18 protein-coding genes are annotated in these 15,781 nt (G+C 69.4%); 6 read left to right on the top strand and 12 right to left on the bottom strand.

Annotated elements, in window-relative coordinates:
* Positions 1 to 34 precede the first annotated feature (34 nt).
* Both rplJ and ABS642_RS20025 read right to left on the bottom strand, forming a co-directional pair.
* The gene (rplJ, locus tag ABS642_RS20030) at positions 35 to 523 is read right to left on the bottom strand and encodes a 50S ribosomal protein L10 (RefSeq protein WP_116635740.1); all 489 of its coding nucleotides are present in this window, start codon (positions 521 to 523) and stop codon (positions 35 to 37) included.
* A gap of 225 nt (positions 524 to 748) precedes the next feature.
* On the bottom strand, positions 749 to 2,539 hold the full coding sequence (locus ABS642_RS20025) for a glycoside hydrolase family 15 protein (protein ID WP_350351492.1): 1,791 nt from the start codon (positions 2,537 to 2,539) through the stop codon (positions 749 to 751).
* A gap of 52 nt (positions 2,540 to 2,591) precedes the next feature.
* Here ABS642_RS20025 and ABS642_RS20020 point away from each other — a divergent pair, with 52 nt between their 5' ends.
* The gene (locus ABS642_RS20020) at positions 2,592 to 3,956 is read left to right on the top strand and encodes a glucose-6-phosphate dehydrogenase (RefSeq protein ID WP_350351491.1); all 1,365 of its coding nucleotides are present in this window, start codon (positions 2,592 to 2,594) and stop codon (positions 3,954 to 3,956) included.
* Between the two features lie 75 nt (positions 3,957 to 4,031).
* Here ABS642_RS20020 and ABS642_RS20015 read toward each other — a convergent pair whose 3' ends face one another.
* The gene (locus tag ABS642_RS20015; RefSeq protein WP_350351490.1) at positions 4,032 to 5,042 is read right to left on the bottom strand and encodes a hypothetical protein; all 1,011 of its coding nucleotides are present in this window, start codon (positions 5,040 to 5,042) and stop codon (positions 4,032 to 4,034) included.
* 280 nt (positions 5,043 to 5,322) lie between these two features.
* On the opposite strand from ABS642_RS20015, the gene ABS642_RS20010 reads away from it, so the two are divergent.
* Entirely contained in the window at positions 5,323 to 6,003 is a 681-nt protein-coding gene (locus ABS642_RS20010) for a YqaJ viral recombinase family protein (RefSeq protein ID WP_282216272.1), read from the top strand.
* Between the two features lie 10 nt (positions 6,004 to 6,013).
* Here ABS642_RS20010 and ABS642_RS20005 read toward each other — a convergent pair whose 3' ends face one another.
* The 5 genes from ABS642_RS20005 to ABS642_RS19985 are packed head-to-tail and all read right to left on the bottom strand — an operon-like array spanning position 6,014 to position 9,085.
* Positions 6,014 to 6,529: a hypothetical protein gene (locus ABS642_RS20005; RefSeq protein WP_350351489.1), complete on the bottom strand. Its 516-nt coding sequence runs from the start codon at positions 6,527 to 6,529 to the stop codon at positions 6,014 to 6,016.
* The gene (locus tag ABS642_RS20000; protein ID WP_350351488.1) at positions 6,526 to 7,164 is read right to left on the bottom strand and encodes a hypothetical protein; all 639 of its coding nucleotides are present in this window, start codon (positions 7,162 to 7,164) and stop codon (positions 6,526 to 6,528) included. The genes ABS642_RS20005 and ABS642_RS20000 overlap by 4 nt, the downstream gene beginning before the upstream one ends.
* Positions 7,161 to 7,781, bottom strand: a complete 621-nt coding sequence (locus tag ABS642_RS19995) for a signal peptidase I (RefSeq protein WP_350351487.1) — start codon at positions 7,779 to 7,781, stop codon at positions 7,161 to 7,163. Before ABS642_RS19995 ends, ABS642_RS20000 begins: the two co-directional genes overlap by 4 nt.
* A 37-nt stretch (positions 7,782 to 7,818) precedes the next feature.
* Entirely contained in the window at positions 7,819 to 8,424 is a 606-nt protein-coding gene (locus ABS642_RS19990; RefSeq protein WP_350353471.1) for a SipW-dependent-type signal peptide-containing protein, read from the bottom strand.
* Positions 8,425 to 8,446: 22 nt separating this feature from the next.
* The gene (locus ABS642_RS19985) at positions 8,447 to 9,085 is read right to left on the bottom strand and encodes a SipW-dependent-type signal peptide-containing protein (protein WP_350351486.1); all 639 of its coding nucleotides are present in this window, start codon (positions 9,083 to 9,085) and stop codon (positions 8,447 to 8,449) included.
* A gap of 261 nt (positions 9,086 to 9,346) precedes the next feature.
* On the opposite strand from ABS642_RS19985, the gene ABS642_RS19980 reads away from it, so the two are divergent.
* Positions 9,347 to 11,059 carry an MDR family MFS transporter gene (locus tag ABS642_RS19980; RefSeq protein ID WP_350351485.1) on the top strand — a complete coding sequence of 571 codons (1,713 nt, stop codon included), beginning with the start codon at positions 9,347 to 9,349 and terminating at the stop codon, positions 11,057 to 11,059.
* On the top strand, positions 11,046 to 11,528 hold the full coding sequence (locus ABS642_RS19975) for a MarR family transcriptional regulator (protein ID WP_350351484.1): 483 nt from the start codon (positions 11,046 to 11,048) through the stop codon (positions 11,526 to 11,528). The genes ABS642_RS19980 and ABS642_RS19975 overlap by 14 nt, the downstream gene beginning before the upstream one ends.
* Positions 11,529 to 11,544: 16 nt before the next feature.
* Here the strand turns inward: ABS642_RS19975 and ABS642_RS19970 are convergent, their stop codons facing one another.
* Positions 11,545 to 12,423, bottom strand: coding sequence for a LysR family transcriptional regulator ArgP (locus ABS642_RS19970; protein WP_350351483.1), 879 nt, complete (start codon positions 12,421 to 12,423; stop codon positions 11,545 to 11,547).
* Positions 12,424 to 12,493: 70 nt separating this feature from the next.
* Between ABS642_RS19970 and ABS642_RS19965 the strand changes: the two genes are divergently transcribed.
* The gene (locus ABS642_RS19965; RefSeq protein ID WP_350351482.1) at positions 12,494 to 13,180 is read left to right on the top strand and encodes a LysE/ArgO family amino acid transporter; all 687 of its coding nucleotides are present in this window, start codon (positions 12,494 to 12,496) and stop codon (positions 13,178 to 13,180) included.
* Positions 13,181 to 13,199: 19 nt separating this feature from the next.
* Here the strand turns inward: ABS642_RS19965 and ABS642_RS19960 are convergent, their stop codons facing one another.
* Positions 13,200 to 13,763: a TetR/AcrR family transcriptional regulator gene (locus ABS642_RS19960; protein ID WP_350351481.1), complete on the bottom strand. Its 564-nt coding sequence runs from the start codon at positions 13,761 to 13,763 to the stop codon at positions 13,200 to 13,202.
* A 57-nt stretch (positions 13,764 to 13,820) separates the two neighbouring features.
* Here ABS642_RS19960 and ABS642_RS19955 point away from each other — a divergent pair, with 57 nt between their 5' ends.
* Positions 13,821 to 14,294, top strand: coding sequence for a DUF1772 domain-containing protein (locus ABS642_RS19955; protein ID WP_350351480.1), 474 nt, complete (start codon positions 13,821 to 13,823; stop codon positions 14,292 to 14,294).
* A gap of 14 nt (positions 14,295 to 14,308) precedes the next feature.
* Here ABS642_RS19955 and ABS642_RS19950 read toward each other — a convergent pair whose 3' ends face one another.
* Positions 14,309 to 15,121 carry an amino acid ABC transporter ATP-binding protein gene (locus tag ABS642_RS19950; protein ID WP_350351479.1) on the bottom strand — a complete coding sequence of 271 codons (813 nt, stop codon included), beginning with the start codon at positions 15,119 to 15,121 and terminating at the stop codon, positions 14,309 to 14,311.
* Entirely contained in the window at positions 15,108 to 15,779 is a 672-nt protein-coding gene (locus ABS642_RS19945) for an amino acid ABC transporter permease (protein ID WP_282216261.1), read from the bottom strand. Before ABS642_RS19945 ends, ABS642_RS19950 begins: the two co-directional genes overlap by 14 nt.
* Positions 15,780 to 15,781 lie beyond the last annotated feature (2 nt).

Raw genomic sequence — 15,781 nt, 5'->3', positions numbered from 1 at the left:
ATAGATGGGGTTTGTGAAAAAGATCGCCGGACGCTTACGCGGCCTCAGCGGTCTCCAGCTTTTCGCGAAGCGCGTCGATGGTGGCGGCAGCCTTGCCCATCGTCGCCTTCATCATGCCCGCAGCCTTCGCCAGCAGAACCTCACGGCTCTCCAGCGCGGCGTACTTGTTGACCTCGTCGGCGGAGAGGGCATTGCCCTCGAAGACGCCGGACTTGATCACGAGAAGCGGGTTGGCCTTGGCGAAGTCACGCAGAGCCTTGGCGGTGGCGACGAAGTCACCGTGCACGAAAGCGACAGCCGACGGACCCTTGAGGTCGTCGTCCAGCGCAGTGATCCCGGCCTTGTTGGCAGCGATCTTGGTCAGCGTGTTCTTCACCACGGCGTACTCGGCGTCCTGACGGATGCTGTTGCGCAGCTCCTTGAGCTGGGCAACCGTCAGACCGCGGTACTCGGTCAGCAGGACGGCGTTCGAGTTCTCGAATGACTTCGTGAGCTCGGCGACCGATGCATCCTTCTGCGCCATGGTCACTCCTTGGTGTGTACGTGGCGCCGCACGGTGGTGGGGCGCCGGCCTCGGACCCCCTGCAAAAGAAAAAGCTCCGGCGCAAGCGCACGGAGCTTCGAGAAGTTCGTGTCCTGCGCGGGCCCCTGCTGTGCAGAGCTTCGATCGCCTCGCGTTCGCACGCACGACGATGACCAGCGGTCTTCGGTTAGGAACAGGCTACCTCACCCGCGGCCGTGTCCCAAATCAGCGGCGATCGGCGGCACGGCCGCGATGCCCGGCCAGCGCGTCCGCCGCGCGGATGAGGCTCAGGTGGGAGAGCGCCTGCGGGGTGTTCCCGGCCTGCCGGCCGTGGCCGACGTCGTACTCCTCGGACAGCAGACCGACGTCGTTCGCCATCGCGATCAACCGCTCCATCAGCGCGGCGGCCTCGGCGGCACGCCCGGTCGCGGCGTACTGCTCGACCAGCCAGAAGCTGCAGGCGAGGAACGGATGCTCCCCGCCGGCGAGCCCGTCGACCCCGGATTCCGTGCGATAGCGGAGCAGCAACCCGTCCTGGAGCAACGTGCGTTCCATCTGTTCCACGGTCCGCAGCATCCGGGGGTCGTCGGGGGCGCAGTACCCGACCTGCGGAAGGATCAGCAGCGACGCGTCCACTTCGACCGAGTCGTAGTGCTGCACGAAGAAGCCGTCGGCATGCACCCCGCGACCGTCGATCTCCCGACGCAGCTCGTCGCGGGTCCGCTCCCACCGCTCCGCGTCACCGGTGAGCCCGTGCTCGCGCACGGCGCGGATGCCCCTGTCCACGGCGGCCCACATCATGACGCGCGAGTGGGTGAACCAGCGGGGTTCGCCGCGGATCTCCCAGATGCCGTTGTCCGGACGGTCGAGCGACGCCACGACGTGCTCGATGAGCGCCCGCTGCAACGGCCAGGAGAAGTCGCCCTCCGCGAGGCCGGCGATCCTGGCCGCCTCCAGCGCGACGAGCACCTCGCCGACGACGTCGCCCTGGTACTGGTCGACCGCGCCGTTGCCGATGCGCACGGGCGCCGCGCCGTGATAGCCCGGCAGGCTCGGCATCTCGCGTTCCATCAAGTCGCGCTCCCCCGCGATCCCGTACATGATCTGCACCTCGCTCGGCTCGCCGGCGACCGCGCGCAGGAGCCACCGCCGCCAGTCGTGCGCCTCGTCGAGGAAGCCGTGGGCGATCAGCGCCTCGAGCGTCAGAGCGGCATCCCGCAGCCAGACGAAGCGGTAGTCCCAGTTGCGCGAGCCGCCGAACTGCTCGGGCAGCGAGGTCGTCGCGGCGGCGACGATGCCGCCGGTGTCCTTGTTCGTCAGCGCCCGCAGGACCAGCAGCGATCGGACGACCTCGCCGCGATACGGACCGTCGTGCTCGATCCCGCTCGACCACCCCTGCCACCAGGAGCGGGTCGCGGCGATGGCCTCCTCGACGTCCAGAAGCTTCGGCGGATGCTCGTGCGACGGGAACCAGCTGAGCACCAGGTCGCGGTGCTCTCCCGCACCGACGGTCGCCGTCGCCCGGTGCACATGATCCTCGGCGACGAGCCGCACGCCTCGCACGATCACGGCCTCGGGGCCTGCGGTCGCGCGCAGCGCCGGCGCCTCGGGCGTGCCGACCTGGCGCACCCAGGGCAGCCGTCGGGAGTAGTCGAAGTGCAGACGCAGCTCCGTGGCGAACTCGACCTGACCGGAGATGCCGACGATCCGGCGCACGACATCGGTGCGCGTCGCGTGGAGCGGCAGGAACTCGTGCACCTCCGCGACCCCGCCTGCGGTCTCCCAGCGGGTCACGAGGATGAACGTGTCGGAGATGTAGTGCCGGTGGGGTACCGCCGAGTCATCCACCGGTCGGAGGCTCCAGCATCCGTTGCTCGGCTCCCCCAGGAGCGCGCCGAACAGGGACGGCGCATCGAAGCGGGGAAGGCAGAGCCAGTCGATGCTCCCGTCCCGCGACACCAGCGCACCCGTCCGGCAGTCGCTGAGCAGGGCGTAGTCCTCGATCGGAGCAGGCATCGCCCGAGTCTTGCACGCCCGGCCCGGTGCGGGAGCGATTACGGTGGGTGGCATGACGGATGCGACGACGCTCGTGATCTTCGGGGCCGGTGGCGATCTCGCCTCCCGCCTCCTCCTCCCCGCGCTGGGCCAGCTGCTGATGCGGGAGCCCGCGCGCACTGTCCACATCGTCGGCGCCGACCGCGAGGACGGGACGGATGCCGGGCTCCGGGAGATCGTCCGGAAGGCCTTCGCGACGATGGACGCCGAGGACGCGGCCGCCCGCGTCGACGCCGTGTATCGCAAGACCGACATCACGCGCCCCGAGGATCTGCGCGCGCTCCTGGAGGAGTGCACCGGCCAGGTCGCCCTCTACTTCGCCGTCCCGCCCTCGATCGCCGCGGCGTCCGTGGCCGCCATGACACCCGAGATGCTGCCCGAGGGCGCCGTCCTGGTGATGGAGAAGCCCTTCGGCACGGACGAGGCGAGCGCCCGGGCGCTGAACCGCACGCTGACGGCCCTCGTGCCGGAGAGCCAGGTCTTCCGGGTCGACCACTTCCTCGGCCGGTCGACGACGCTGAACCTGCTGGGCGCGCGCTTCGCCAACCGCATCCTCGAACCGCTCTGGTCCGCCGAGAGCATCGAATCCGTCGACATCGTCTACGACGAGGCGCTCGGCCTCGAAGGCCGCGCGGGATACTACGACAACGCCGGCGCCCTGGTCGACATGATCCAGAGCCATCTGCTGCAGGTCCTGGCGGTCCTGGCGATGGAGGAGCCGGCGACGCTCGACGAAGTCGACTTCCGCGCGGCGACCGGTGCGGTGCTGCGCGCGACCACCGTCTGGGGTGACGACCCGGTCGCCTCCTCCCGCCGCGCGCGCTATACGGCGGGTCGGGTCGAGGGCACGGACAAGCCCTCGTACGTCGACGAGCCCGGGGTCGATCCTGCGCGCCACACCGAGACGCTCGCCGAGGCGACGTTCGAGGTGCGCAACGCCCGCTGGGCCGGGGTGCCGTTCCGTCTGCGCTCGGGCAAGGCCCTCGGCGACCCCGCGCGGGAGATCGTCGTGCGCTTCCGTCCGGTCCGGCACGTGCCGACCGGACTCACCGGATCGGCCGAAGGAGCGGTGCTGCGCTTCTCGCTCGGCCCCGACCGCATGTCTCTCGAGCTGAACCTCAATGCCGCGGAGGACCCCTTCGAGCTGGAGCGGGCGACGCTCTCGGCGGAACTCGGCGAAGGCGCTCTCAAGGCCTATGCCGAGGTGCTGTCCGGCGTCCTCGACGGCGACCCCCTGCTGGCCGTCCGCGGCGACGCGGCCGAGCAGTGCTGGCGGATCGTCGACCCGATCCTGCAGGCGTGGCGCCGCGGCGACGTGCCCTTGGAGGAGTACGCCGCAGGCTCCGCCGGCCCCGAGGGCTGGCCTCCCGTCGCGTGACCGCTCGCCCCACGCCGAGTCCCCCTCATGCGCGAACCGGCCCTTTGCGCGCGAGCCGGCCCTCTGTGCACGAGCTCAAGGGGCCGGGTCGAACGAAAGGGGCCGGGTCGACCGACGCCCGAAGAGCCCGAACGCCCGGAAGTATGACTCCGCAGCATCCAGCGACGCCATGTGCTCGCTCATGACGCGCACGACGCGCCATCCGGTCACGCCGCGCACCCAGTCCTCCCGCATCTTCTCCTGCAGAACGACCTGATCTGCCGCTCGTTCGCCGCGCAGCTCGTCGTTCAGATACTTCGCACGGCCGTCGCACTCGATGAACGCGTGCGACTGATCGACCGCGATATCCATCCAGAAGCTGCCGCCGTCTGGTCGCTGAACGGGTACCTGCAGGCGCGGACGCGCGAAACCCAGCTGGTGCAGGCGGTACCGGGTCACGCTTTCGAGAGGGAGCTGCGCTCGGCCGTTCGCGAGATCCACGATGCGACGTGCCTGCAGGATGCCGCGTGCTCCTGGTCGGCGCGCACGCGCCACCAGTTCGCCGAACAGCGACTCAGCCGCCTCATCGTCGTAGTCCCACGCCGCTCCGCCGACCGATGCGAGAGCGCCGTCCGTGAGCGCGAGCGCCGCCTCGGGGCTGACCGTACGCGCCACGTCGAGCACTGTCCGTGCGAGCGAAGTGCAGCGGATGCCGTCGATATCGGAGATGTCGGATTGCGGCAGCGGCCCTTCGTGCCGAAGCATCCCGTCGACGCTGTGCCGCTTGTGCGGCGAGGTCATCACATGCACGCGCGTCGGTCGGACGCGGTAGAGCGGCAGGCCCCACAGCACGGCCGCCGAGACGTGCGAGAACACCGGGTCGCTCCCTGCCGCGGAGAACGCCGCCGCGACGACCTCCGCGCGATGCCGCGACTCCGGCAGGAGCTCACGCCAATGCGACTGTTCGATGAACCATCCGCGGCGCACGCGATGAAGCCTGCGTGACTCGACGGCGACGCGAAGACCTCGTGAGTTCCAACCCTCGTCACGGAGTCTTCGACTGCTGATGAGGAGGTTCGTGATCTCGTCGACCGTTGCATGGCGCATCCGCTGATCCTGCCCCTGGCTCAGTGCCGTCTGTCCGACGAATGCCGTCTTCGTGCAGTTCCTCGATGCATCGCCTCCTGTGCAGGACGAGACGTTCTCTCCCGTAGGCTCCACGAGCCGGCCCTTTGCGTACGAACCGCCCCTCTTGCGGCGGATTCACGGGGGTGGCTCGTACGCAAAGGGGCGGCTCGCGTTCAGATGACCACTCCCCCACGCCGGCGGATGCCGTGGCGCGGCGTGTACGGACCGAGACGTCGGCGGACGGGGTTAGGGTCGAGGAGTGAACCCCGAACTCGCCGCACGCATCGTCGCGGACTCGCGCGACAGGGTGGCGTGGTTGCGGGCACGGTCGCGCGGCATCACCGCGACCGATGTCGCCGGGCTCACCAGCGAGAAGTCGATCGCCCGCGCCGCGGATGCCAAGCTCGGCGGTGGTCCGCGCTTCGGCGGCAACGCCTACACCGACCACGGACGCCGCCGCGAGCCGGAGATCGCCGCGTGGGTGGCAGCGACCCACGGCATCCTCCCGTCATCGGCGCTGTTCCGCGCCGAGGTCGAGCACCGGCACCTGGCCACCCCCGACGGCATCGCCGTCGACGCGTCAGGCCGGGTGAAGCTCGCCGAGATCAAGACGACCAACAAGGCGTGGCGCGGCATCCCCCGCACGTACCTCCGCCAGATCTGGTGGCAGCAGCACGTGCTGGGCGCGGAGCGCACGCTGTTCGTGTGGGAGGAGCACGTCGACTTCTCGCCGATCCACGACGAACCCCGCTGCGTCTGGATCGACCGGGACGACCGTGAGATCGCGAAGCTCATCGGCCTCGCGACCGACCTGATCGATGAGCTCTACCGCCGCACCACCGGACAGCAGCCGCCGACGCGCATCGCCGACGCCGCGGCCAGCCGTCGGGAGCAGCTGCGCGAGCGCGACGCCTTCCGCGCCCTGGCCCTGGCGGACTGAGCCGCCCGACTCACACGGTGCAGGCCGCGTTGAGGCCGAGGAGCGCGATCGTCAGCTTCCTCGTGGCGCCGAGCGATACCCACGACGTGCTCGGGATGAGCGATATCACGGTCAGGGTCGTCGTACTGCCGAGAAGGTTCGACACCAGGCTCGTGAGCAGGGCCTGATTCAGCGTGGCCGAATAGGAGTAGACCCCGCCGACCGGTCCGCTCGCCGTGATGTTGGCCGATGCCACCGTCCCGGTGGTCGTGCCGGATGTCGCTGTGAGCCGCACACTCGCGAGCGGGTACAGCGCCGTCCACGTGAGGGTCACGCTCTGGAAGATGCCCAGGCCGTTGTTCGCGACCGTGCAGCCCGTGATGACCGGTGCCACCAGGGACTGGGCGGTGAACGTCGTCGATGCCGCGTACTCGCTGTCGGTGAACTGCGCATCCGTCATCTCCGCCGAGGGCAGGATCGCCAGCCCGGCCAGGACGGAGAGTCCTGCGACTCCGGCCAGCATCCGCCGCCATCCCCGCGACATCATGCACCGCCTCCCACGTCGCGCCGGGTGCGTCGGCGGATGATCACGAGGGCCGCACCCGTCAGGACCAGCAGCGCGCCGCCACTCCACAGCCAGGGTGCGATCGGCGCGAGTCCTGTGGTCGCGAGCCCTCCGTCCGGCCCGACCACCGCCGTCTCCCCCGCGCCCTCCGCATGCACTCGGATGTCGGTGCTGCCTCCGGCATCGGCGGGGTCGAGGGTGATCGCGAGACGGAGGTGCGCGATCTCGGTGTCGGCGATCTCCGCGAGCCGGATCTCCGCGCCGTCGCGCGGGATGATCCAGTCGGTGCGCAGAGCGGTCGCGCCGCCGGGGCAGCCCGAGGCGTCCCACGCGCGCGTGCAGAGGAAGACGTCGAGGAGCAGCGTCGCCGAACCGGTCGCGCTCACGCCGATGTGCACGAGGCCGGGGTCGGGCGCGTCTGCGCTGACCTCGACGTCCCATTGCACCGGAACCCCCGGCAGCAGGCTGGACGCGGCGTCCCAATCCGCCACCGAGACGAGCCGCAGCACCTCTCCCTGGATCACCTGGGTCGTCGGGGCGGCCCACGCCGGCGACGGCACCAGAAGGGTACCGGCGGCGGCGAGCGCGGCGAGCCCGGCGATGAGCCTTCTCGTCATGTGACGCCTCGCGTTCGCCGGTCCCGCGATCCGCCGACCGACCGCGGCCAGAAGGCCCAGACGACGAGGATCGTGGCGGCCAGCGTGAGACCGCCCAGGACGAAGGGGTTGCCCATGCCGACGATCACCGTCGCGATGCCGGGGATCGAGAACAGGACGGTCCGCACCGAGGTCACCGCGTAGGGGAACGGATCGTCCGCGGCGTTCGCGTCGCCGCGCATCGTGATGACGCGCTCCTGATCGCTCGCACCGGGCTCGACCGACGTGACGCGGTGAGTGACGGGGAGGTCATCGGGCCGATCCACGGTCACGACATCACCGACGGCGATCTCGCTCGCCGGAACGCGCTGCACGACGGCGACGGATCCGGCCGGGATGGTCGGCGACATCGATCCGGTGCGGAACATGATCAGAGTGATCTGCGCGGTGAAAGCGAGAACGACGAGCACGATGCAGATCACGCCGCCGACGGCCGCGATCCAGAGCAGCACGTCGGCGAGGATCCGCCCCGCTCCGCGGCGCGCCGGGTGACGGGCGGGTGTCGTGCTCGCGGCGGCGGGCACGCCGACCGAGTCGGGCTGCTCACGCAGGCTCCGTCTCGTCGTCGGCGTCGTCATCCCGTCCTCCTCTTGCGCCTCTGGGTCTTCTGCTCGATCACGGGGCCGACGAAGTCCCGAGCACCTGCCAGGTCTGCGACATCGTCAGCGACTGCGCCGCGTTCGGAGCCGTGAGCGGCAGCGTCACGGCGACGCAGTAGTTGATCTGGTTGCCGCCGTTCGCCGACACCGTCTGCGTCGTGGTTCCGTTCGCGGTCAGGGCGGAGCCGTCCGCCACGACCGCCGTCCCACCCGGATACGTAGTGGAGTTGCAGGCGGTGCCGGCGATCGTCTTGACGCCGTACGTCAGATAGGTCGCGAGCCCGGTGCCGCCGGGTGTTCCCGCCGACCACTGCAGGGTTCCTGCGATCGACGGATTCGCGGTCTTCACGCTGTACAGCGCATAGGTGGTGGTGCCCGGCGCCATGGCGGTCGGCGCCGCGACGAAGGTCAGCGCCGCCGCTGCACCGGCCGTGGCGTGGCTCGCGAACGTGGCGCCGTCGGCGGCTCCGACGATGTCGAAGGTGCCGGCGGTGAACGTCGCTGTGGCGTACTCCGAGTCGTTCCATGCGGCGAGCGTCATCGTTGCCCCGACACCCAGCACCAGTCCTCCCGCCAGGACAGCACGGATTCGGCGGGAGCGGAGTCGCCTCGCCTCCCGCACGTCTCTGCGGGTCGACACGTGATCAGCTCGTCGAGGTCGCCGTGAACTGCCACGTCGCCGTGGCGGCCTCGCCCTGCGTCAGGCCGGTACCCGCAGTCACCTCGAAGCACAGCTGCACGGCAGTGCCTGCTGCGGTGACGGGGGTCCCGTTCGCCAGGGTCTCGGTGGTGCCCGCAGTGAACGCGCTCAGCGTCGCCCCCGACGCGACGACGTCCGCGCCTGCGATGCCTGCGGCATCGCAGGTGGCCGCCGCATCGATCGAGTACACGGTGTAGGAGAGGTTCTCCGCGTTCGATGAGGCATCGGGAGAGGCCGTCACTCCGGCGGCGTCGAGATCGGCATCCGTCGTGGTGTTCGCAGCCAGGCGCACCCAGAACGGCGCGTAGACCGTCTGCCCTGGCGCCATGTTGCTCGCCACTGCCGGGAGCTGGAACACCAGCGTGGCCGCAGCATCCGGAGGGGTGGCTCCCGTGTTGTGGCTCGCGTATCCGCCGGTCGCGCTCGTCGTCGAGCCTTCCAGGTCGAACGCGCCGGCGGTGAACGTGCCGGTCGCGAACTCGGAATCGTTCCAGGCGGCGAGCGTCACCGCGACGCCGACACCGAGCACGAGACCGCCCGCGAGCACCGCGAGCACTTTCCGCTGATTCTGCTTCTTGACCATGGTCGTCCCCCTCAGGAATCGGTCGACGGCGTGAACCAGAGGCCCCTCCTCCGAGACCTACGGTTCCGCCGGTTTCAGTCTCCCAGGCAAATCCCAGGTGACAAGCTGTTTCTGCGCACGAAGAACGCACATCGCGCGCAGTCGCCTCGAACAGATCGTTGATCATTGTCAACGATGTGCGTATAGTTGACGAAGTTCAACCATCTCGTGCGCGCCAGAGCTGTCGCCGCATCCCTCCGCGACTACCCGAAAGGTGCCGACATGACCACGGACGCCCCCATCAAGATGACGCACCGCCAGGTGCTGGAAGCCCTCACCGGCCTCCTGCTCGGCATGTTCGTCTCGATGATCGCCACCACGGTCGTCTCCACCTCGATGCCCGTCATCGTGCACGACCTCGGCGGCGACCAGGCCGCGTACACCTGGGTGATCACGGCCACCCTGCTCACCACGGCGATCTCCACCCCGATCTGGGGCAAGCTCGCTGACCTCTTCAACCGCAAGCTGCTCATCCAGCTCGCCATCGTCATCTTCGTCGGCGCGACGGCCGCCGCCGGATTCGCGCAGGACACGAACACGCTCATCGCGTTCCGTGCCGTCCAGGGCATCGGCGGCGGCGGGCTCGCCGCCCTCAGCCAGGTGATCATGGCCGACATCATCAGCCCGCGCGAGCGCGGCCGCTACATGGGTCTCTTCGGTGCTGTCATGGCCGTCGCCACGGTCGGCGGCCCGCTGCTCGGCGGATGGATCACGGATGCCGCGAACTGGCGCTGGAACTTCTTCGTCGCCCTGCCGTTCGCGATCGCCGCGCTCATCATCCTGCAGAAGACCCTGCACATCAGCACGGCACGGACCCGCAAGGCATCGATCGACTACACCGGCATCGTGCTGCTCTCGGCGGCGGTATCCCTGATCCTCATCTGGATCACCAACGCGGGTTCGAGCTTCGACTGGTGGGGCACCGAGACCGTGCTGATGGTCGGCGGCGCGATCGTCGCCGCTGTCGCCTTCGTCATCGTCGAGCTCAAGGTGCGCGAGCCGCTGATCCCGCTCTCACTGTTCAAGGGCCGCACCTTCACACTGTCGGTGCTCGCGTCGATCTCGATCGGCGTCGCGATGTTCGGCACCTCGGTCTACCTCGCGCAGTACATGCAGCTCTCCCGCGGCGCGACGCCGACGGAGGCCGGCCTGATGACGCTGCCGATGATGGCGGGGCTCCTGATCGCCTCGATGGTCGTCGGTCAGCTGGTCACCCGCTTCGGCAAGTGGAAGGGCTACCTGATCCTCGGCTCGGTGCTGCTGATCGTCGGCTCGGTGACGCTGTCGACCCTGCACTACGACACGAACTTCTTCCTCGTCTCGCTCTACATGTTCGCCATGGGTGCGGGCGTCGGCATGACGATGCAGAACCTCGTGCTCATCGTGCAGAACGTCGCGAAGCCCAGCGAGATGGGTGTGGCGAGCTCGGGAGTGACCTTCTTCCGCAGCCTCGGCGGCACGGTCGGCGTCTCGGTCATGGGCGCCGTGCTGGCGAACAGCCTCACCGGGCTCTTCAGCGACGGCAAGGAGCGCATCGGCGAGGCCATCGCCAAGCTCGGCGACAAGGGCGCAGAGGTCGCAGCACAGCTCTCCAGTGGAACGCTCCCCGAGGTCCGCCTCCTCCCCGAGCCCGTCCGCTCGATCATCGAGGACTTCTACGCGCAGGCCATCTCGCACGCGTTCCTGATCGGCATCCCGCTCGCGGTGATCAGTCTCATCGCGATCCTGTTCCTGCCGAACCGTCCTCTCACGACCATGACGACGAGCGAGAGGGCGCACGCGGATGCCGCGAAGACCGGCTCGCCGGTGGACGACGCGGCTGACGTCGCGATCGCCGACGCGACCGCCCTCTCCGGCGCACCCACGGGCAGCGTCACGGTGGTCACCCGGTCGAACGACGGCCGCGGCGATGCGGCATCCGATGACCGCCGCTGAGCATACCGCCGAGTCCCCCGAGGAGCGGGCCGACGCGGTCCGCTCCCTCGAGGCGGAGTTCAGCGGGCTGATCACGAACTTCCGCCGGATCATCATGGAGAACGCGAACCGGGTCAGCCCCGGCATGCTCCCGGGCGCCTATAAGACGCTCACCACGATCGCCCACTGCGAGACGGTGACCGCGTCGGCGCTCGCGGAGCGGATGCTGATGGACAAGGGACAGGTGAGCCGGACCCTCCGGGAACTGGAGGAGCTCGGTCTCGTCGAGCGCTCTCCGGACCCGCGCGACGGCAGATCCTCGCTGCTGCGACTCACCGGACTCGGCATCGAGCGCCTCGCGGCGGCACGTCTTCCCCAGGAGGGGGTCCTGCTGCAGACGCTGCAGGACTGGAGCATCGACGACATCGGGAACCTGTCCCGGATGTTGCACGCCCTGGCGTCCGGCGTCAGCCCTGGCGCCACGACCTGATCCGGCAGCACGCCGATCAGGCCTGCAGGATCCGTCGCGCCTCGTCGGCCACCTCGGCCGCGATCGTGTCGAGGAGGTCGGAGCGCAGGTTCCACTGCTGCCAGTACAGCTTGACCCGCAGCGGCGGCCCGCCCAGGGGAACCAGTCCCGGCACCTCCTGCAGCCGAGGGAGCATGCCCCACCCCAAGCCGAGCTGCACGGCCAGCGCGTAGTCGTGCGATGCCGGCACATAGTGCCGCGGAACCCCCTGATGCGGCACGCCCTGCGCGCGCAGCCATTCGTGCTGCAGGGTGTCACGTCGATCGAAGTCGACGAACGGGGCAGCCGCCAGGGCCGCGCGGTCGGCGCCGTCGGCGAACCAGCGCTCCGCGAAGGCGGGTGCGGCCACGGCCCGGTACTCGATCATGCCCAGCGGTGCGACCGAGCATCCGGCCACGGGGCTCGCCTCGCTCGTGACCGCCGCCATGACGGTGCCGGACTCGAGCAGCCGTGCCGTGAAGTTCTGATCGTCGCGGTGCAGATCGAAGTCGATCCCATGTCGAGCGGACAGCCGTGCGAGGGGCGCCAGGAACCAGGTCGCCATCGAGTCGGCGTTCACCGCGAGCGGGATGCTGGTACGCCGGGATCCGTCGCCGTCGTCGACGCCCACGCCGGCGAGCGCATCGTGCTCGAGCAGGGCGATCTGCCGCGCCAGGCGCACGACGGCCTCCCCCGCCTCGGTGAGGGTCGCCGGCTTCGTCCGGACGACGAGGATGCGACCGAGCTGCTGTTCGAGCGCCTTGAGTCGCTGGCTGACGGCCGACGGGGTGATGCGCAGCCGGCGGGAGGCGGCATCGAGCGTGCCTTCGTCCGCCACCGCGGCGACGGTGGCGGCCAGTTCCGGATCGATCCTCACATTAGTGATGCTAATGGTTCAATAGGAATCTTCGCTGGTGCTGTCGCCAATGGTTTCCTACTCTGAGAGCATGCTCTCCGTTCTTGCCGGTCTCGGCCTCGGCCTCTCGCTGATCATCGCCATCGGTGCGCAGAACGTGTTCGTGCTGCGTCAGGGGATCCGCCGCGAGCACGTGCTGGCCGTCGTCGTCATCTGCGCGGTGTCCGACGCCGTGCTGATCATCGCGGGCGTCGCCGGACTCGGATTCGTGATCTCCGCCGCACCGTGGCTGGTCGTCGTCGCGCGCTGGGCAGGAGCGCTGTTCCTCCTGACGTACGGCCTGCTCGCCGCCCGCCGCGCCTGGCGGGGCGGCGATGGCGTCCTGGATGTGGAGAAGACGGATGCCGCCGACGTCACGGATCCCGCGGCACTCACCTCTTCCGGCACCTCGAGCGGGGGCACCGCGACGGCGACGCGCACCCGACTCGCCCCTGTCGTCCTGACCGTCCTCGCCCTCACCTGGCTGAACCCGCATGTCTACCTCGACACGGTCCTGATGCTCGGGTCGATCGCGGCCACCCACGGCGAGGAGCGCTGGCTGTTCGCGGCCGGCGCGGTGACGGCCAGCATCCTGTGGTTCACCGCTCTCGGGTTCGGCGCCCGCTACCTCGGCCGCTGGCTGCGCACTCCGCTGTCGTGGCGCATCCTCGATGCGGCGATCGCCGTGGTGATGATCGTGCTCGCCGTGAGCCTCGTGCTCCCGGTCCTGCGAGGCTGAGCACGCACCGTCCCGTCGTTCAGGAGCGGGAGCCGAACAGACCCAGTATCCCCTCGAGGCGCGCGTCCTCGAGATGCGGGTCGAGGCGCCCGTGTCGCGCGAGCTCGCTGATGCCGTGCAACGTCGCCCAGAGCAGCTCCGCGCGCACGGTGGCATCGGGGCCGTCTCCGACACTGCGGCGCATCACCTCGAAACCGTCGCGCAGCACCTGGGGTGTCTCTTCGGTCGCGAACACGATGCCCGTGAGCGCTGTCGACATCGCCTCGTAGACGGCGGGATTGCGGCGCGCGAACCGGAGGTACGCGGTGACCGTGCCGGGCAGCGGGTCCTCCGAGGAGGCGGGTGAGGCTGCTTCGAGGTCGCCGAGCAGGCGCGAGAATCCGTCGAGCACGACGCGTTCGACCATCTCATCACGACCTCGCGGGAAGTGCTTGTAGAGGACCGGCTGGCTGAATCCGATCACATCGGCCAGCCGACGCACGGTGACGGCGGACCACCCCTCCTCCTCGGCGATGCTGCGCACGGCCGCCACGATGCGATTCTCACGCTGTTCGAATTCCTGGCCTTGCATCCGTCCGCTCATGCCTCTAGGTTAGCATTGCTAACGGTTAGCGCCGCTAACCCAACGAAAGGCTCTCCCATGGAACTCTTCATCAGCATCACGGCCTCCCTGGCCATCCTCAGCGTCGCCGTGATCTTCGGCACGGACGTGCTCTCTGCCGTGGTCCTGCGCAGCGTGTACGCCGACGTCGACGACCGCACCCTCGTGCAAACGGTCGGGCGGGGCCACTACTACGGGGATCGACGCCTGCCGGTGGTCGGAATCCTCGGCGTGGTGCTCTCCGCCGCGACCGCCGTGCTCGCCATCGTCGCCGGCTCGATCCTGGCCGGCGCCTTCGCCGCGGCGGCACTCATCATGCTGCTCGTCTGGCTCGTCCTCTTCGCCCGCATCTCCAAGCCCATCAACAAGGCGCTGACGGCGGCCGCTCTCGCCGACTCCGTGCCCGACGACGCCCGCGCCCTGCACAATCGGTGGGAGTCGATCATCGACGTGCGATCGGTCCTGCAGGGTCTCGCCGTCGCACTGCTGTGCGCCACTCTCGTGGCGCTGTGATCCCTGCGATGCTGTCAGGCACCGTCCAGCGGCCGCATGATGCGAGTCAGGAAGCGCTGCGTGCGCTCGTGCTGCGGTGCCGTGAACAACTGCGTCGGCGCGCCCTGCTCCACGACGACCCCGCCGTCCATGAACAGCACGTGGTCCGCGGCCTCGCGGGCGAAGCTCAGCTCGTGGGTGACCACGGCCATGGTCCATCCCTCGTCGGCGAGCTCCTTGATCACGACGAGCACGTCGCCGACGAGTTCGGGGTCGAGCGCGCTGGTCGGCTCGTCGAACAGCAGCAGGTCGGGCTTGAGCGCGAGAGCACGGACGATGCCGACCCGCTGCTGCTGCCCGCCGGAGAGCTGATGCGGACGAGCATCCGCCTTGTCGCTCAGGCCGACGCGGTCGAGCAGCACCCGCGCCTCGGCGACCACCTCGTCCTTCGGTCTTCCCTGCACGCGCCAGGGTCCCTCGATGACGTTCTGAAGCACGGTGAAGTGCGGGAAGAGATTGTGGTGCTGGAACACCATCGCCGAACGATCGCGCAGGGCGAGGCGCTGCTGCTTCGCGATGCGGGCAGGAACCCCCGACGCCGCGAAGTCGATGTCCGGTCCGCCGGCGACCTCGATCGTGCCGGCATCCGGCGTCTCGAGTCCGTTGAGCGCGCGCAGCACGGTGGTCTTGCCGGAGCCGCTCGGCCCGATCAGCACGAGGACCTCGCCGCGGTGCAGCGTCAGGTCGATGCCGCGCAGCACCTCGTTGTCGCCGAAGCTCTTGCGGAGGCCGCGCGCGGTGAGCAGCGGCGCCGCCGCGGGCGTGAGAGCGGGGTCAGTGTGCGACACGGCTGTCGAGCCTCCTCTCCAGGGCACTCTGGCCGGCGGACAGCACCAGGCAGAACACCCAGTAGACCAGAGCCGCCGTCAGATACAGGATCATGAACTCGTAGGTCGTGGACGCGATCTGCTGCGCCACCTTGAACAGCTCCGTCACCAGGATCAGCGATGTCAGCGACGTATCCTTCACGAGCGAGATGAACGTGTTGGACAGCGGCGGAACCGACACCCTCGCCGCCTGCGGCAGGATGACGCGCGTGAGCGTGTGCGTGCGATTCATGCCGACGGTGTAAGCCGCCTCCCACTGCCCCTGAGGCACCGAGAGGATGGCCGCGCGCACCACCTCCGCTCCGTAGCCGCCCACGTTGAGCGAGAGCGCGATGATCGCACTCGGCCACGGGTCGATCGTGATGCCGATCGAGGGCATGCCGTAGAAGATCACGAACAGCTGCACGAGCAGCGGGGTGCCACGGATGACCGAGATGTAGAACCGAGCGATCCCCGAGAGGAGCGGATTGACCGAGATCCGCATCAGGGCGATGCCGACCGCGATCACCAGCCCCAGGGCGAACGACGCCAGGGCGAGCGGAACCGTCGCCGTCAGCCCCGCCAGAGCGATGGGGCCGAGCGAGTCGAGGAACAGCTGCCAGGGCGACGTCGGTTCCATGG

The organism is Microbacterium sp. A8/3-1 (assembly GCF_040267695.1).
GTDB lineage: Bacteria > Actinomycetota > Actinomycetes > Actinomycetales > Microbacteriaceae > Microbacterium > Microbacterium luteolum.
Note: the sequence above shows the minus strand (reverse complement) of the source record. Positions and strands in the feature narration are given on the sequence as shown.

Coding starts and splice junctions, on each gene's coding strand:
- ABS642_RS19955 (WP_350351480.1), top strand. CDS start 13,821: ATGGAACTCTTCATCAGCATCACGGCCTCCCTGGCCATCCTCAGCGTC.
- ABS642_RS20025 (WP_350351492.1), bottom strand. CDS start 2,539: ATGCCTGCTCCGATCGAGGACTACGCCCTGCTCAGCGACTGCCGGACG.
- ABS642_RS19985 (WP_350351486.1), bottom strand. CDS start 9,085: ATGGTCAAGAAGCAGAATCAGCGGAAAGTGCTCGCGGTGCTCGCGGGC.
- ABS642_RS20015 (WP_350351490.1), bottom strand. CDS start 5,042: ATGCGCCATGCAACGGTCGACGAGATCACGAACCTCCTCATCAGCAGT.
- ABS642_RS19995 (WP_350351487.1), bottom strand. CDS start 7,781: ATGACGACGCCGACGACGAGACGGAGCCTGCGTGAGCAGCCCGACTCG.
- ABS642_RS19965 (WP_350351482.1), top strand. CDS start 12,494: ATGCTCTCCGTTCTTGCCGGTCTCGGCCTCGGCCTCTCGCTGATCATC.
- ABS642_RS20005 (WP_350351489.1), bottom strand. CDS start 6,529: ATGATGTCGCGGGGATGGCGGCGGATGCTGGCCGGAGTCGCAGGACTC.
- rplJ (WP_116635740.1), bottom strand. CDS start 523: ATGGCGCAGAAGGATGCATCGGTCGCCGAGCTCACGAAGTCATTCGAG.
- ABS642_RS19945 (WP_282216261.1), bottom strand. CDS start 15,779: ATGGAACCGACGTCGCCCTGGCAGCTGTTCCTCGACTCGCTCGGCCCC.
- ABS642_RS19975 (WP_350351484.1), top strand. CDS start 11,046: ATGACCGCCGCTGAGCATACCGCCGAGTCCCCCGAGGAGCGGGCCGAC.
- ABS642_RS19960 (WP_350351481.1), bottom strand. CDS start 13,763: ATGAGCGGACGGATGCAAGGCCAGGAATTCGAACAGCGTGAGAATCGC.
- ABS642_RS20000 (WP_350351488.1), bottom strand. CDS start 7,164: ATGACGAGAAGGCTCATCGCCGGGCTCGCCGCGCTCGCCGCCGCCGGT.
- ABS642_RS19980 (WP_350351485.1), top strand. CDS start 9,347: ATGACCACGGACGCCCCCATCAAGATGACGCACCGCCAGGTGCTGGAA.
- ABS642_RS20020 (WP_350351491.1), top strand. CDS start 2,592: ATGACGGATGCGACGACGCTCGTGATCTTCGGGGCCGGTGGCGATCTC.